The organism is Dehalococcoides sp. THU4 (genome assembly GCF_043231265.1).
GTDB lineage: Bacteria > Chloroflexota > Dehalococcoidia > Dehalococcoidales > Dehalococcoidaceae > Dehalococcoides > Dehalococcoides mccartyi.
The window spans coordinates 904227-919107 of record NZ_CP171266.1 but is presented as its reverse complement, the minus strand read 5'-3'; the positions used below and the strand labels follow the sequence as shown (position 1 = coordinate 919107).

Sequence of the window (14881 nt, the reverse complement as noted above, 5' to 3'; positions counted from 1 at the left end):
TTGCCATGTTAACTAAACCCACCGTCCGTTCAAATTTGCTTTAATTTATTTTATTAGACTAGAATTAAGCATAAAATAATATCCTGGAGTGCCAGATGATAAAAGGTGTTTTCTTTGACCTGTATAATACCCTGATAGGATACCAGCCCAGCCGCGAGGAGATGACGGTTAAGCTGCTTGCCGAACTGGGCTACACAATAAATGAAGATGGCCTCTACCTGCCCGTGAACAAGGCTGACGAATATTTTTACCAGCAAAATGCCCAAAAACCTATAAGCCTGAGGGAAAGAGCGGAACAAATGGCGGTTTGGAGCCACTATTACCGGATTATCCTTGAGGAAATTGGTATTGAGCCCAAACCTGAGCTTATAAATAACCTGATTAGCCGCTGGAAAAACCTGAAATGGGAGATGACCCTCTATCAGGATGTAATACCCTGCCTGGAAAACCTGAAAAAGCGCAACCTGAAAATAGGGCTTATTTCAAACGCCGAGAAAGATATGTCCGAACTTTTTAACAAAACCGGATTAAATAAATATCTGGAAACGGTGGTGATTTCTCAGGAGGTGGGCGCAACTAAACCCAATCCCCTTATTTTTCAGGCAGCCCTGAAAAAAAGCGGCCTGACCGCCAAAGAAGTACTATACATAGGTGACCAGTATCAGGTAGATTATATGGGAGCAATGAATGTCGGGCTGAACCCCGTTCTGCTTGACCGGCGTAACTGTTATCTGGATTTGAAAGATTGCCGCAGGATAACCGGTCTGGCTGAGCTGGAGTATTGCATAGACAATACTTAGAGGAGGCGGATATGCTTCTGGGTAGTAGTGCATTTGCCTGCGGAGAGTATATTCCCCGCCGTTACTCCGGTTTGGGCGGCAATATTTCGCCCCCTCTGGAGTGGATGAAGCTGCCAGAAGGCACTAAAAGCCTGACCCTTATACTGGAAGACCCGGACGCCTCCAAAACATTTACCCACTGGCTTATCTACAATATCCCGCCTGACAGGGAGGGTCTGCCCGAAGCTGTTCCCACTGAGCCCAACCTGCCTGACGGTATACGTCAGGGTTTAAACAGCGCCGGAGAAACCGGCTATACAGGACCTTATCCTCCGCCCAACCGGGTGCACCACTATCATTTCCGCCTGTTTGCTTTGGATACAGTGCTGCGGCTGAAAGCCGGAAACCACCAGGCAGACCTTATCAAGGCCATGGAAGGGCATATAATTGACCAGACAGACCTTACCGGCCTGTTTGTAGCCTGAGAAATACCTACTCTACTGTGACGCTTTTAGCCAGATTGCGGGGGGTATCTATGTCACACCCCAGCTCATAGGCCGCATAAAATGCCAGCAGCTGAAGCACTACTGAAAAGAGTATGGGACTGAACAGCCGGTTGAAGGGCGGAATTTTTATCACCCGGTCTGCCAGCTGTTCAAGCTGGTCGTCTCCGTCTTCACCGATAACAATCAAAGGTGCGCGCCGTACCTTTATTTCCCGCAGCCCGGTCAACATGGCTTCATAGGTTTGGTCACGGCTAACCAACGCCAGCACCGGCGTTTCCGGAGAAAGCAGGGCAAACGGCCCGTGTTTCAGTTCCCCGGCAGCATAGCCCTCCGCATGGATATACGAAATCTCCTTTAGTTTCAAAGCACCCTCCAGGGCAATAGGGTAGTTAATCCCCCGTCCTATAAAAAAGGCACTTTTAGCTTTGGCTACTTCTATAGCCGCATCTTTAATATTCTGATGGCTGCCCAGTATTTTCTGGACAGCACCGGGTAAAAGCCGCATAGTGCTTAGATAATCCTGATAACGCGGGCTGGCAGCAGAAGCACAGGCAAAACACAAAGCGTACAGGACTACCAGCTGGGCAATAAAACTCTTGGTAGCTGCTACCCCTATTTCCGGCCCAGCCTGAGTATATATAACATGGTCTGCCAGACGAGCAGCCGTACTGCCGGCTACGTTTGTTATGGCCACTATCATACAACCGGCTTGCTTTAAACGGCGCATGGCCCGCAAAATATCTGCGGTTTCGCCAGACTGGCTAAGCACCACAGCCAGTTTGCAGGGCGGTAAATGTTGCATATAGTTGAACTCTGAAGCCACCTCCAGACGGACAGGTATATTCAAATGTTCCTCTACCAGATAACGGCCGGTCAGAGCCGCATGGTATGAACTGCCGCAGGCTAGAAACAGTATGCCTGTCTTACGGCCCTGCTCCAGCAGCGGGGATTTATAAAAAGACTCCGTCAGGGGCATATTTATCAGGGTATTTTGAATCACCTGCGGCTGTTCGTGTATTTCTTTAAGCATATAGTGGCTGTAGCCGCCCTTCTGGGCTTCATCCGGCGTCCAGTTTATCTTCTCTACACGGGGAATAATATATTCGCCATTCCGGTTTATTTTCAGGCTGTCCGGGCTGATAACGGCAATATCCCCCTCTTCCGGATATATAACCCGGTTGGTATATCCTAAAATAGCAGGCACATCTGAAGCTACCAGATACTCACCGTCCCCCACCCCGATAACCAGCGGACTATCCTTCCGCACGGCTACCAGGGTATTATCCCCGGAACGCATCACCACCAGAGCATAAGAGCCATCTATCTCCTTCACTGCCTGACGGACGGCTTCTTCCAGGTTTCCTTTATCGTACTCCTCTATCAAATGGGCAATAAGCTCGGTGTCCGTATCTGAAACAACCTTGTGGCCATTAGCCTCAAGCCGTTTGCGGAGTTGGGCATAGTTATTTATTACCCCGTTATGCACCAGGCTGATTTTGCCGGTGCAGTCTGTGTGGGGGTGGGCATTTATCCGGGTTGGTTCACCGCAGGTAGCCCAGCGGGTATGCCCCAGACCGGCTGTACCCTCAAACCGGGGGGCATTTTGAAGTATGTTACGGACTTTGCCTGCATCTTTAAAAACCTGCACCTCAGGCGTGTTTACGGCTATGCCGCAGGAATCATACCCGCGGTACTCCAGACGGCACAGACAATCATATAAAACAGCCTGTGCCTGGCGTTTACCGGTGTAACCCACTATACCGCACATTCTAGACCACCAGACTGCCGTCAGGTATACTGCCCGACAGGGTTTTTAAAGGGGCTATACGGCTGGAATTTCCCACCACCGTACCGCCCTGAAGAACTGCACCGTTCCCCACCATACAGTCTTCACCCATCATAGTACCTACTTTTATTTTATGTAATTCATCATTTATGCGGGTTTCCACCTCGGCGGAAGGGGCGCTGAACTGGCCGCGAATCACACAGCCCCGGTCTATAACCGAATCTTCAATAACCGAAGCCACCCCGATACTGTTACCGCTGTAAATAAGGCTGTTTTTTATCTGGCAGAAAGGGGCAATGGTGACATTGTCTGCAATACTGGTGGACGGGTAAATACAGACACTCGGCCCGATATCACAACCCTCACCTATTATCACCGGGCCTGTAATATATGAATTTGAGCGGATAACCGTATTTTTGCCGATAAGCACCGGCCCTTTCATCACCACGCCGCTTTCAATAGTACCGGCTACGCCCGGCTTGAGTGTATCTGAGACAACTGCATTAAGTGAGAGCATATCCCACGGGTAGACTATATCCAACCAGACACCCCGGCTTTCTGCTACCCGTACATCCAGCCCGTCTTTAATCATGGACTGCAAGACCATCGGGATATCCAGATGCTCAGCAATATAGTCAAACACCCAGGTTGAAAAGGAGTAAATGCCGGTATTTATCAAATTGCTCTTAGCTATACTGGGTTTTTCCTCTATAGAGGTCAAACGCCTGCCCGAAGAGCTTACCACCCCGTACCGTCTGGGGTCTTCACCGTTTATAGCTTTTACCATAACAGCCTGGGGCGGCTCTTTTACAAAATCACCTATGGTTGCGGGACTAATAAGCTGGTCTCCGTTTAATACCAGAAAATCCCCTCTGATTTTGTCTTTGGTTTGCTTAAGGGCATGGGCTGTACCCAGCTGGTTTGGCTGACTGACATAGGTTATCTCTACCCCCAGATGCCCGCCATCTCCGAAATAATCAAAGATACGCTCACGTTTATAACCCACTACCAGAATAATATCCCGGATACCGTTTCGGGCAAGAGATTCAATAACGTACTCAAGCAGTGGCTTACCCGCAATAGACAACATAACCTTTGACTTGCTTGAGGTAAAAGGCCGAAGGCGCTGCCCTTCACCGGCCGCCAGTATAACTGCCTGTTTCATATTTCACTCCCCGCCTTAGCCGATGTATGAGTTCGGTTCAATAACCCCGCTCACAACCGCACCGGGCCCTATACGGCTGCCTGAGCCTATAAGGACGCCCGGATTAAGGCTTACGTTAATACCGGTCTCAACCCCATCCCCCAAGACCACACCCAGCTTGCGGCGGCGGGTATTGACACCCCCGGCTGTAATATCCGCGCCGTCAAAACGCAGGTTTGCCAGTTTGGTTCCGGCACCCAGATTGCAGTTTTGCCCGATAACACTATCCCCCACATAATTCAGGTGAGGTATTTTGGTATTATCCATAATAATAGAGTTTTTTATCTCAACCGAAGCCCCAACCCGGCAGTTATCCCCTATGGAGGTTGCCGGGCGGATATAACAATTCGGGCCTATATCACAGTTTTTGCCTATGATTACCGGCCCTTCCAGATACGCCCCCGAACGGATAAGGCTGCCTTCACCTATTTCCACCGCCCCCCTGATAACCGCATTTTCCTCTACCTGGCCGCAAATACGTTGGCTAAGGCTTTTAAGCATGGAGGCATTCAGGTCAAGCAAATCCCACGGGTAGCTGACGTCCTGCCAGTAAGTAAGCGGGCGGTAACCCACCGCCAGGCCACTGTCAATAAGCATCTGTATAGATGCGGTTATTTCATATTCGTCCCTAAGTGATAGCGGAGTATTGTTTATGGCGGTAAATATCCCTGGGGTAAAGAAATACAGACCGGCATTTGCCAGATTGGTGGGGGGATTTGCGGATTTTTCATGGATACGTTTTACCCGGCTGCCGTCTGTTTCAAGCACCCCCAGGCGGCTGGGGTCTGATGCTTCAAAAACACCCAGTGTAGTTTCGGAAGATGCCGCCAGAGCGGCGATATCGGCTGATTTTGCCAGTATATCCCCGTTCATAACCAGAAAATCAGCCTGCAGCTGCTTTTCAAGCTGCTTTAAGGCGTGGGCGGTACCCAGCTGACGGGTCTGCTGGCAATAGCTAATTTTCAGCCCCCACCTGGCACCGTCTGCAAAATACGAACGCACCTGTTCATCACGGTAACCCACCACCAGTATAAACTCCGTGATACCGGCAGCGCTGACCTCCAGTAAGAGGTGCTCCAAAATAGGCTTGCCCGCAATGGGCAGCATAACCTTGGGGCGGGTAAATGTAAGCGGACGCATGCGGCTGCCTTCGCCCGCTGCCAATATGACTGCCTTCATTTTATTTCTCCCGGGAAAGACAGCTCTTCAGGCACTTAAGCCCGGTTTGGTAAATAGTCTCACAGTACTCAGGTGTTCTGGCTTCGGCCGTCAGGCGGATTTTAGGCTCTGTACCCGAAGGGCGGATAAGCAGCCAGCCATCTTTCAGGTTTAATTTTATACCGTCCAGCAGGCTGGAGGAAAGAGGATTCAGGCACTGGAGTGATTCCTCAACCAGGGCCAGATTCAAACCGCTGCCTTCCACACTGCCTCTCTTCATGGAATATTCCGGTATATCCGAAATAAGTTCTGAAAGGGGCTGGTGAGAAACCAGGTTTAGTAGTCTGGCAGCGGCATAAATACCGTCAGGACAAAGAGAGCTTTCGGGAAAGACCCAGGCACCGCAGGGCTCGCCACCGAAGTTACCCTGCCGTTTAAGTTCCTCGGAAATATAGTTGTCACCCACAGCCGTACGGATAACCTTAAACCCCATCTCGTCTACTGCCATAGAAGCATCCAGAGTGGTAACCACCTTGTCTGCCCTGGCAGCTCTGGCAAAAAGCACCAGCATCTTGTCGCCCGAAATAAAGTTTCCGTGCTTATCCACCGCTACCATCCGGTCGGCATCACCGTCATGGGCAATACCCAAATCAGCATCGCTTTCTTTGACGGTCTGTATCAGCCCGCTAAGATTTTCAGCCAGCGGTTCAGGCGGGTGAGGGAAAAAGCCGTGGGTAGTATCATTCAGAGAAATCACCCGGCTGCCCATACGCTGAAGCAGCCAAGGGGTTATAACGGATGCCGCCCCGCCGCCGCAATCCACCACCACCTTAAGACGGCATTTGTCCGGCAAATAACCAAGTATATGCTCCATATGTTTTTCAACAGTAGAGGGAAAGGCATTTATCTGGCCGAAACTGTCCCACTTCATGGAGTGGGCACGGCTTGATTCAACATCTTTGGTTATTTCCTGCTGCTGCAGGTAACTGAAGGCCGAGCCGTCAGGATTAAGAAACTTGATACCGTTGTATTCAGCCGTATTGTGTGAAGCGGTTACCATCAGACCGGCATCAAAATCCCGGACCATAAAGGCCAAGGTAGGCGTAGGCACCAATCCTATATCAACTACATCTGCCCCGGCGGAAACCAGCGCCCCGCTGAGTATGCGTTTGATAGCCGGGGTTGAAGTGCGGCTGTCACCCGCCAAAACCACTCTCCGGTAGCGTTTTCCTACTGAAAACCCTACCTTCAGAGCTATTTCCATTAAACGCTCATCTACCAAACGGCGGATGCCGGAAGTTCCGAATAATCCCATACGGCTAAATCCTAGCCCTTTTACCCATCATTAGTCAATGCCCGCCCGGCTATTAAGGCTGAAAACTGAACAATAAATTGACAAGCCAACTGCCCCAGTTTAAACTTAAGTTAGAATACTCTCTAAAGGTGACCACCTTGACTGAACTCAGAAATATTGCCCATGAACTTTCCCAACAGCTTTACCACTACCGGGCAGACTATCTGGAAATCCACCTGGAAGAAAGCTCCGGCAGCTATATCTCTTACCGGGGGCAAAACCTGGATACTGCCGGACGCAGCAGTGACCTGGGCGGCAATATCCGGGCGCTGGTAAATGGCGGCTGGGGTTTTGTAAGCTTTAACAGTCTGGATGATATCCAGAAGCGGATAGACCAGGCAATCCATCAGGCTGCCCTGGCCGGTTCTGCCCAGAGCCAGTTTGCGTCTGCTCCTTCGGTTACATACGCCCAGCCGGATGAACTGTCTCAAAGCTCGGTGGAACGCCCGCTTGAAGATAAGAAACGGGTGCTGGACGAATATAAAGACCTTATCTGGCAAACCAAAGGCATAAAAACATCTTTTATCCGCTTTTCAGACGGCTACCGCCGTCGCTTTTACGTAAACTCCCGCGGCAGTGTCATAGAGCAGTCACGCGCAGATATAAATTTCAACGCCACTGCCATTGCTTCGGCAGACGGCGAACTCCAGCAGTCAAATATCTCGGTAGGCAGCCGCGGAGATTACAATGCCATAACCGGGCTGCACTCCCAGATAAAAGACATGACCGAACATGCCGTAAAACTGCTCACCGCCCCCAAAGTCAAAGGCGGCGAATACACCGTAATACTTGACCCCATACTGGCGGGGGTATTTGTCCACGAGGCCTTCGGCCATTTGTCCGAAGCAGACCATATATATGAAAACCCCCAGATGCGGGAAGTAATGGTGCTGGGCAAAAAATTCGGTCCGAAAATACTGAATATTGTGGACAACCCCACCATGCCGGACCTACGGGGCAGCTATAAATATGATGACGAAGGGGTAGCCGCCACCAAAAATTACCTTATCCGCGAGGGCAAGCTCAGCGGCCGCCTTCACTCACGTGAGACTGCCGCCAAAATGAATGAGCCCCTTTCCGGCAATGCCAGAGCCATATCATACCGCTATGCCCCCATTGTACGTATGAGTAATACCTATATAGAGCCCGGCACTTCCACTCTGGAAGAAATGCTGGACGGGGTAAAAGAAGGTATTTATGTAAAGAACTGGTACGGCGGAACTACCAGCATGGAAATGTTTACTTTCTCCTCCGGAGAGGCCTATATGATAAGGGATGGCAAGATAGCCGAAGCCCTGCGCCCGGTGGTTCTGTCCGGAAATGTATTTGATACCCTGCATAATATAGATATGATAGGCAATGATTTGGATATGAACCAGGGCGGCGGCTGCGGCAAGGGCGGCCAGTCTCCCCTGCCGGTTTCCAACGGCTCACCCCATATCCGTATTCAGAAATGCCTGGTAGGTGGTGCCTGATATGCTTGAAAAAATAATTGAGCAAGCTAAAAAAGTGGCTGAACAGGCCGAATGTTTTATGGTGGAATCTGAATCCGCCCCCATTCATTTCGAAGCTAACCAGCTGAAAAATATTGAGTCTAAACAGAGCCTTAGCCTGGCTTTGCGGATTATCAAAGACGGCAAAATAGGTTATGCCGCCAGCTCCAACCCGGCCAACTGGCCGAAACTGGCTGATATGGCTCTGGAAACAGCCGCTTACGGTCAGACGGCCCGTTTCCAGTTCCCGGCCACCCAAACCTGCCCTGAGGTCAAAATATTTGACCCTGAGGTAGAGACGGTAAGTCTGGAGGAGATGGTAAAGCTGGGCAAAGATATGATAACCGGGCTGCTTGAAATAAACCCTGATTTGGTCTGCAGTGCCAGCCTTGCCAAAAGCACCCTCAGGATACGCCTGCTGAATACCAGCGGGGCTGATATCAGCTATAAAAAAAGCCATTTTTCCATGGGGCTGGAAGGCACGCTGGTACGGGGCACGGATATGCTTTTTGTAGGTGACGGGCTTAGCTCCTGCCGCCCTATCCGCTCCGGCAGCGAAGTAGTAAATCTGGTTGGCAAACAGCTTGAACGTGCCAGCCGGAATGTAACTCTGCAAAGCGGGGAAATGCCGGTTATTTTTACCCCCCACGGGGTAGGTAGCACCATTATCCCGGCCCTGTCTGCCGCACTTAACGGCAAGCTGGTACAGGAAAAAGCATCTCCGCTGGCCGGCAAACTGGGTGAGCAGATGTTTGACCCTGCCTTTAGTCTGGTTGATGACCCTACCCAGAGTTTCAGCCCGAATTCACGCCCCTTTGATGATGAAGGCACCGCCAGCCAGATAACCCCCATGGTGGAAAACGGGGTTATTAAAAACTTTATTTATGACCTCCGCACCGCCGCTTTGGCCAAAGCCAAAAGCACCGGAAACGCCGAAAGGCATGGCGGACAGCCTGCGCCCGGTTTCAGCGCCCTGATGATAAAGCCCGGCACGGTTTCTTTTGAAGAAATGGTTTCAGGTATAAAAGAAGGCCTGATAGTGGAATTTATGATGGGGGCGGAACAGGGAAATGTGCTGGGCGGAGATTTCTCCGGCAACGTCCTGCTGGGTTACAAGATAGAAAACGGCCAGATTGCCGGAAGAGTAAAAGACACCATGCTCTCCGGGAATATATACAATGCACTTAAAACCATAAACGCCATTGGCAGTGACGGACGCTGGCTGGACGGTGAGCTTTTCAGCCCGTCCATATATTTCCCGAAGCTGTCTGTAGCTTCCAAATAAGAGAGACAGATATATGGACAAAAAATACAAGCTTAATTCCAGGCCCAAATTAAAGTCTCCCTGTTTGCTTGCCGCCTGGCCGGGCATAAGCAATGTCGCCCTTATTGTGGCTACCTATCTGGCACGCAAACTGGAGTTTAAGGAGCTGGCCGAAATAGATTCCCCCAGTTTTTTTGACCCTATCGGCGTACTGGTCAAAGACGGGGTAGTGGAAGAACCCCAGTTTCCCCAAAACCGCTTTTATTACCTGAAAAACAAACAGGATAACGATATTATCTTATTCATAGGGGAAGACCAGCCTTCTGCCAAAAGTTACGAACTGGCTAACCTTATTCTGGACGTGGGGCAGCGTTTCGGCGTTAAAAAGATATATACCTTTGCCGCCGCCCTGACCCGTATTCACCACAGCGAACAGCCGCGGGCATGGGCAGTGGGTACCAACCCCCAGGTAGCCAATGAACTGGTAGAACGGGGGCTGAGCGGCAGCGGCAACCTCCAGATTTCCGGCCTGAACGGCCTGCTGCTGGGGGTAGCCAAAGAACGCAATATAGACGGGGTCTGCCTGCTGGGCGAAGTACCCAGCTACGCTTCCCGTCTTCAAAACCCCATGGCAGCCCTGGTAATTGTTCAGATTTTGTCCAAACTGCTCCAGCTGGAAGTGGACATAAGCGAACTGGAACAGATAGCCTCTGAGGCCAAGCAGCATGTATCCCAGATTGCAGCCGAAGCCATGGAAGATTATATAGATTACTTTACCGAACCTATCTGGGAAAGCGGTGAAGACGACGATGATGACCTTGATAATGATGACGATGATGACAACGAGGAAGAGAGTAACAACTGATGAGCCAGGAAAATACCGAAATAACCGAAATTTTTGACAGGCTGGCAGATGAAAGCACCGGCCTTAAGCACACAGATTTAGCCCTGCTGTCTGACCTCAATAGCCAGGAAATAGCCGCTTTCAAGGATTTCTGGATACGTCTTAGCCCCGAAAGACGGCTGGATATAGTCAGCCGTCTGGGTGAGCTGGCCGAAGATGATGTGTCACTTGATTTTGAAAGTATTTTTCTGCGTACTATGCATGACCCCAACCCGGAAGTGCGCGCCAAATCCATTGACGGCCTTTGGGAATGTAACCGCCCCTCACTTATTGACCAGTTGCTGTCTTTAGCCAATGAAGACCCGTCTATAGAAGTCCGCATAGCCGCAACCGCCACCCTGGGGCGTTACAGCCTTATGGGTGAATTCGGCCAGCTGCCGGAAAAAACCAGCCAGCTGCTGCAAACCAGTCTGCTGGCCATTTTCCAAAATACCGAACTGCCGCTGGAACTGAGACGCAGGGCGCTGGAATCAGTTTCGCCTTTCGGTCAGCCGCAGGTAACCATGGCTATCTCCCAGGCCTACAACTGCCCCGAGCACCTGCTGAGAATAGGTGCCGTTTATTCTATGGGGCAGAATGCCGGCAGGCAGTGGGAATCGGTAATAACCTCTGAACTGAACAGTGATAATAATGACCTCCGCTATGAAGCCGCTGTAGCCGCCGGAGAACTGGGCATGGAAAGTTTCGTACCTAAACTTATCTCCCTGATTGAGGACTCTGACATGGAAGTCCAGCTGGCATCAATCCAGGCACTGGCCAAGATAGGCGGCAAAAATGCCAAAAAGGGGCTGACAGAAAGTCTGGAGCATACCACAAGCCAGGCTGTCCGTGAGATGATAACCACCGCTCTGGCAGATATAGAGGCAGAGGAATCCGCTTCCGGCCTGCCGGCCATTAAACCGGAAGAATAAGGCTGTGATATACACTCAGGGAAAGCTGACCCGGCTGAGAGACAAGCGTTTGGAAGATGCCTCGCTGGATTATGTCTGGCAAACTGACCCGGAGCTAAGCCGCCTGGATGCGGCCGAGCCTCTGACAATACCCTTCAGAACCTTTCTGGGTGAATATTTATTCGTGCTGGAAAATTCTTTAGCCCTGCGGGTGCAATTCGGCATCGAAACCCTGAAGGGGGAATACATTGGTTACTGTGCCTGCTACAATCTGGACAGCGCTGCCGCCGAAGCAGAAGTAGGCATAATGATAGGTCAAAAAGAGTACTGGGGGAAGGATTACGGCAGTGATGCCCTGAGGCAGATGATTGACTATGCATTTAAAGGGCTTAAGCTGAAAAGACTCCACCTGAAAACCCTGCATGACAATAGCCGTGCCCAGTTATGCTTTAAAAAATGCGGCTTCAAACCTTTCGCAGAAAAGGAATCAGGCCAGTACCGGTTTTTACTTATGGAACTTTTAAAAGCAGACTGGCTGAAAAACAAAGACATGCTGGCTGAAGACTGCCAGCCTAATAAAGTATAACAGCCGCCGCCGTTACCGTTTTATCACCAACCGTATCTTCCGCCCAGAGTTTCAGGCTAAGACTTTTGCTTTTAGGTGTATCTGCCTTTGAGTATACTATACCTTTCAAAACCAGGTTTTCACCCAAAGGCATCATCTTTTTATAACTGACAGACAGTTTGGCAAGCCTGCCTGAGGGGCAGGCAAAACGGGAGGCCAGACTGCCAAGTATAGCCCCCACCAGCTGCCCCGGCACTACCACCCCGCCTAAGCCCTTTTTCAAAGCTATGTCTTTATCATAATGAATGGGGTTATAGTCCCCCGAAGCCCCCGCCCAGATAACCAGGTCACGGCTGCTAAGGGCAAGCATCTGGCAGGCTATTTCCTGCCCTTCGGTTATGTTTTCAAAAACACTGGTCATGCCGAATATACTATAGCCAGCTGGCAAACCCTGGCCAGCAGCTCCCCTTTGTTATTTGATACCTGCATTTCAAAATTAAGGAATGACGAAAGCCCCATTTTGCCCGGACGTTCCCTTAAACTTAGCAAACTGGTCTCCACCACCACTTCCTGCCCTATTTCAAGGGGTTTTAGGCTTTCCAGCTCACTTGAGCCATGAAGAACGGTAATATCATCCGCCGAGATAGCTTCCAGCATCTGCCCGAAACCCAGAGTAAGTGCCAGTGAGGGAGGTGCCTCAGTTTGCCAGTTATTCATATCATCCCCAACAGCCCGGCAAAAACGCTCAACCATACCCCGCTCAATCACCAGCTTAAGAGGCGGTAACCTCAAGCCGGGGTTAGCCCGTAAATCTTCCAGAGTATATTTTATGTCTTGCATTCGGCCAAGCTTATAATACAACCCGGCATTTTGTCAAAATAATGGCTGCCTTATGTTATAATAGGCCATTATTTGAGATGGGAGGCATACAAATGGCCGCCACTTCAAAAGCACCGCCGGAAATACCGGCTATTGAAACCGCAGATTTAAGCCGCTCATACGGGCAGCTTCTGGCAGTGGAGAAACTTAACCTGAATATCCGCAAGGGTGAACTGTTTGCCCTGCTGGGCCCCAACGGGGCAGGCAAAAGCACTACCATAAATATGCTCTGCTGCCTGCTGAAACCCACCGCCGGAACAGCCCGGATAATGGGCTTTGATATAAATACCCAAAGCTACCAGGTTAAGTCTACTATTGGCAGTTCCCCCCAGGAAACCGCCATTTCAGACCACCTTACCCCGGTGGAAAATCTGGAACTTTTCGGCAGGCTGAACGGGGTAGCCCCCGAAAAACTGAAGGAATGGATACCCCGCTTTCTGGAAATAATGGGGCTGGAAGACCGGGCCAAAAGCCAGGTACGCACCTTTTCAGGTGGCATGAAACGCCGCCTGAGCATAATGATGGCACTTATCCACAATCCGGATGTAGTCTTTTTAGATGAACCCACTCTGGGCTTGGACCCCCAGGTACGCCACGCCATGTGGGAATATATAAAATCCCTGAAGGGTCAAAAAACTATACTCCTTACCACCCACTATATGGAGGAAGCAGACCAGCTGGCAGACCGCATAGGCATTATGGACCAGGGCAAAATAGTGGCACTGGGGACACCGGTTGAGCTGAAACAGAGCCTTATAAAAGAGCCCACCATGAAGATACAGGCCTTTAATATTTCCCAGAAAATAATAGCCGATTTAAAAACTTTCTACCCCAAGGTGGAGTTATCAGGCGGCACTCTTTCCGTTTCGGCGGAACACCTGGAGTTTAACGAAATAGTAAACCGGCTGCAAAATGCCGGGGCAGTTATCCGCTCTGCCCAGATAAAAGACCCCAGCCTTGAAGATGTTTATCTGAAACTGACCGGAAAGGAGCTGCGGCCATGAGATTCTGGCAACTGGGTATCCGCGCCCTAAAGGAAACTTACCGTGACCCCATGGCTTTGGGTTTCCTGCTGGGTTTCCCCCTTATGTTCATGCTTCTTTTCGGTTTTGCTTTCTCCGGTGAAGGCAGTGCCAGCTACCAGATTGGGGTAATAGATGAAGACCAAACACCCGTTTCAATTGCCTTTGCAGATGAAGCCCTGCCGAACGTACCCGCTTATGAAATCAGCTATATAAATACCCCTGACGAAGCCCTGACCAAACTGAAACAGTCTGACATACGGGCATATATAATAATACCGGCCGGCTTTGGGGAAGAAGTAAGCAAACTCTGGACGGGTGAAAACGGCAATATATATCTGGACGTGACCTATGATGAAAGTGATATACAGGCCGCCGGTGAAATCCTCTCACAGCTGAACGCAGTTTGCCGCGCCTTTGCCAAAATAGAAATACCCCTGAGCATAAATGCCCAGCCGGTAAATATTGAAAACAAGATAACCAACATAGATTTTATCTCCCCCGGCATTATTGTATTCGGGCTGCTCATCCTTATCCCCACTTCCGCCAGAATAATGGTGCGGGATAAAGAAAAAGGATTTATGTCAAGAATGCTGACCACTCCCAGCCGTCCCGTGGACTTTATACTGGGGTATTCGCTTAGCATGACCTTTATCTGTATAATCCAGATAATATTTTTTATGCTGCTGGGTTACCTGTTTGGCATGGATATAACGGGTAATATAGCTTTGGCTTTCCTGATATTCTTCCTGACCGGGCTATCCAGTATAGGTATCGGGATGGTGATTGCCGGTTTTTCCAAGAGCGAAAACCAGTCAGAATCTATCAGCTGGTTTTTCTCCATGCCGCTGGCCATGGTATCCGGCACCTGGTTTTCTATCCAGTTTATGCCGGACATACTCAAAGGGCTGGGATACGCCTTCCCCTACTCCCATGCCATTGAGGCATCACGCCTGGTAATCCTGCGAGGGGCAGATTTTTCGGCCGTAAGCAGTGAAATAGGCATACTGGCCGTCTGGACAGTAGCTATCTTCGCCCTGGGGACAATAATATTCGGAAGGACTATGCGCAGCTGAT

Annotated in this window: 15 protein-coding genes; 9 read left to right on the top strand and 6 right to left on the bottom strand. The window is 50.3% G+C overall.

The window, feature by feature from the left end; translation table 11 throughout:
* The first annotated feature begins 95 nt into the window (after positions 1 to 95).
* Both ACE6F3_RS04915 and ACE6F3_RS04910 read left to right on the top strand, forming a co-directional pair.
* Positions 96 to 800 (top strand): HAD family hydrolase, encoded by a 705-nt coding sequence (locus ACE6F3_RS04915; RefSeq protein ID WP_324665334.1) that lies wholly within the window; start codon positions 96 to 98, stop codon positions 798 to 800.
* Positions 801 to 811: 11 nt separating this feature from the next.
* Positions 812 to 1264: a YbhB/YbcL family Raf kinase inhibitor-like protein gene (locus ACE6F3_RS04910; protein WP_041341495.1), complete on the top strand. Its 453-nt coding sequence runs from the start codon at positions 812 to 814 to the stop codon at positions 1262 to 1264.
* A 7-nt stretch (positions 1265 to 1271) separates the two neighbouring features.
* Here the strand turns inward: ACE6F3_RS04910 and glmS are convergent, their stop codons facing one another.
* The 4 genes from glmS to glmM are packed head-to-tail and all read right to left on the bottom strand — an operon-like array spanning position 1272 to position 6748.
* Entirely contained in the window at positions 1272 to 3053 is a 1782-nt protein-coding gene (glmS, locus tag ACE6F3_RS04905) for a glutamine--fructose-6-phosphate transaminase (isomerizing) (RefSeq protein ID WP_324665337.1), read from the bottom strand.
* Position 3054: 1 nt separating this feature from the next.
* Complete coding sequence (gene glmU / locus ACE6F3_RS04900) at positions 3055 to 4236, bottom strand: bifunctional sugar-1-phosphate nucleotidylyltransferase/acetyltransferase (RefSeq protein ID WP_324665339.1); 1182 nt, start codon at positions 4234 to 4236, stop codon at positions 3055 to 3057.
* A 15-nt stretch (positions 4237 to 4251) separates the two neighbouring features.
* Positions 4252 to 5454 carry a bifunctional sugar-1-phosphate nucleotidylyltransferase/acetyltransferase gene (gene glmU / locus ACE6F3_RS04895; protein ID WP_324665340.1) on the bottom strand — a complete coding sequence of 401 codons (1203 nt, stop codon included), beginning with the start codon at positions 5452 to 5454 and terminating at the stop codon, positions 4252 to 4254.
* Position 5455: 1 nt separating this feature from the next.
* On the bottom strand, positions 5456 to 6748 hold the full coding sequence (gene glmM, locus ACE6F3_RS04890; RefSeq protein ID WP_324665342.1) for a phosphoglucosamine mutase: 1293 nt from the start codon (positions 6746 to 6748) through the stop codon (positions 5456 to 5458).
* 137 nt (positions 6749 to 6885) lie between these two features.
* Between glmM and ACE6F3_RS04885 the strand changes: the two genes are divergently transcribed.
* Genes ACE6F3_RS04885 through ACE6F3_RS04865 form a run of 5 tightly spaced genes read left to right on the top strand, consistent with a single transcriptional unit; the run spans position 6886 to position 11924 of the window.
* Positions 6886 to 8262, top strand: coding sequence for a TldD/PmbA family protein (locus ACE6F3_RS04885; RefSeq protein ID WP_392654556.1), 1377 nt, complete (start codon positions 6886 to 6888; stop codon positions 8260 to 8262).
* Position 8263: 1 nt separating this feature from the next.
* Positions 8264 to 9565 (top strand): TldD/PmbA family protein, encoded by a 1302-nt coding sequence (locus ACE6F3_RS04880; protein ID WP_077975131.1) that lies wholly within the window; start codon positions 8264 to 8266, stop codon positions 9563 to 9565.
* 13 nt (positions 9566 to 9578) lie between these two features.
* On the top strand, positions 9579 to 10409 hold the full coding sequence (locus ACE6F3_RS04875; protein ID WP_324665348.1) for a PAC2 family protein: 831 nt from the start codon (positions 9579 to 9581) through the stop codon (positions 10407 to 10409).
* The gene (locus tag ACE6F3_RS04870) at positions 10409 to 11359 is read left to right on the top strand and encodes a HEAT repeat domain-containing protein (protein ID WP_324665350.1); all 951 of its coding nucleotides are present in this window, start codon (positions 10409 to 10411) and stop codon (positions 11357 to 11359) included. The genes ACE6F3_RS04875 and ACE6F3_RS04870 overlap by 1 nt, the downstream gene beginning before the upstream one ends.
* Before the next feature lie 4 nt (positions 11360 to 11363).
* Positions 11364 to 11924, top strand: a complete 561-nt coding sequence (locus ACE6F3_RS04865) for a GNAT family N-acetyltransferase (RefSeq protein ID WP_324665352.1) — start codon at positions 11364 to 11366, stop codon at positions 11922 to 11924.
* Here ACE6F3_RS04865 and ACE6F3_RS04860 read toward each other — a convergent pair.
* Both ACE6F3_RS04860 and ACE6F3_RS04855 read right to left on the bottom strand, forming a co-directional pair.
* Complete coding sequence (locus tag ACE6F3_RS04860; protein WP_324665354.1) at positions 11911 to 12324, bottom strand: MaoC/PaaZ C-terminal domain-containing protein; 414 nt, start codon at positions 12322 to 12324, stop codon at positions 11911 to 11913. The genes ACE6F3_RS04865 and ACE6F3_RS04860 overlap by 14 nt on opposite strands.
* The gene (locus tag ACE6F3_RS04855; RefSeq protein ID WP_324665356.1) at positions 12321 to 12743 is read right to left on the bottom strand and encodes a MaoC family dehydratase N-terminal domain-containing protein; all 423 of its coding nucleotides are present in this window, start codon (positions 12741 to 12743) and stop codon (positions 12321 to 12323) included. The genes ACE6F3_RS04860 and ACE6F3_RS04855 overlap by 4 nt, the downstream gene beginning before the upstream one ends.
* A 92-nt stretch (positions 12744 to 12835) precedes the next feature.
* Between ACE6F3_RS04855 and ACE6F3_RS04850 the strand changes: the two genes are divergently transcribed.
* On the top strand, positions 12836 to 13786 hold the full coding sequence (locus ACE6F3_RS04850; protein WP_324665358.1) for an ATP-binding cassette domain-containing protein: 951 nt from the start codon (positions 12836 to 12838) through the stop codon (positions 13784 to 13786).
* Positions 13783 to 14880: an ABC transporter permease gene (locus ACE6F3_RS04845; RefSeq protein WP_324665360.1), complete on the top strand. Its 1098-nt coding sequence runs from the start codon at positions 13783 to 13785 to the stop codon at positions 14878 to 14880. Before ACE6F3_RS04850 ends, ACE6F3_RS04845 begins: the two co-directional genes overlap by 4 nt.
* The last annotated feature ends 1 nt before the right edge of the window (position 14881 follow it).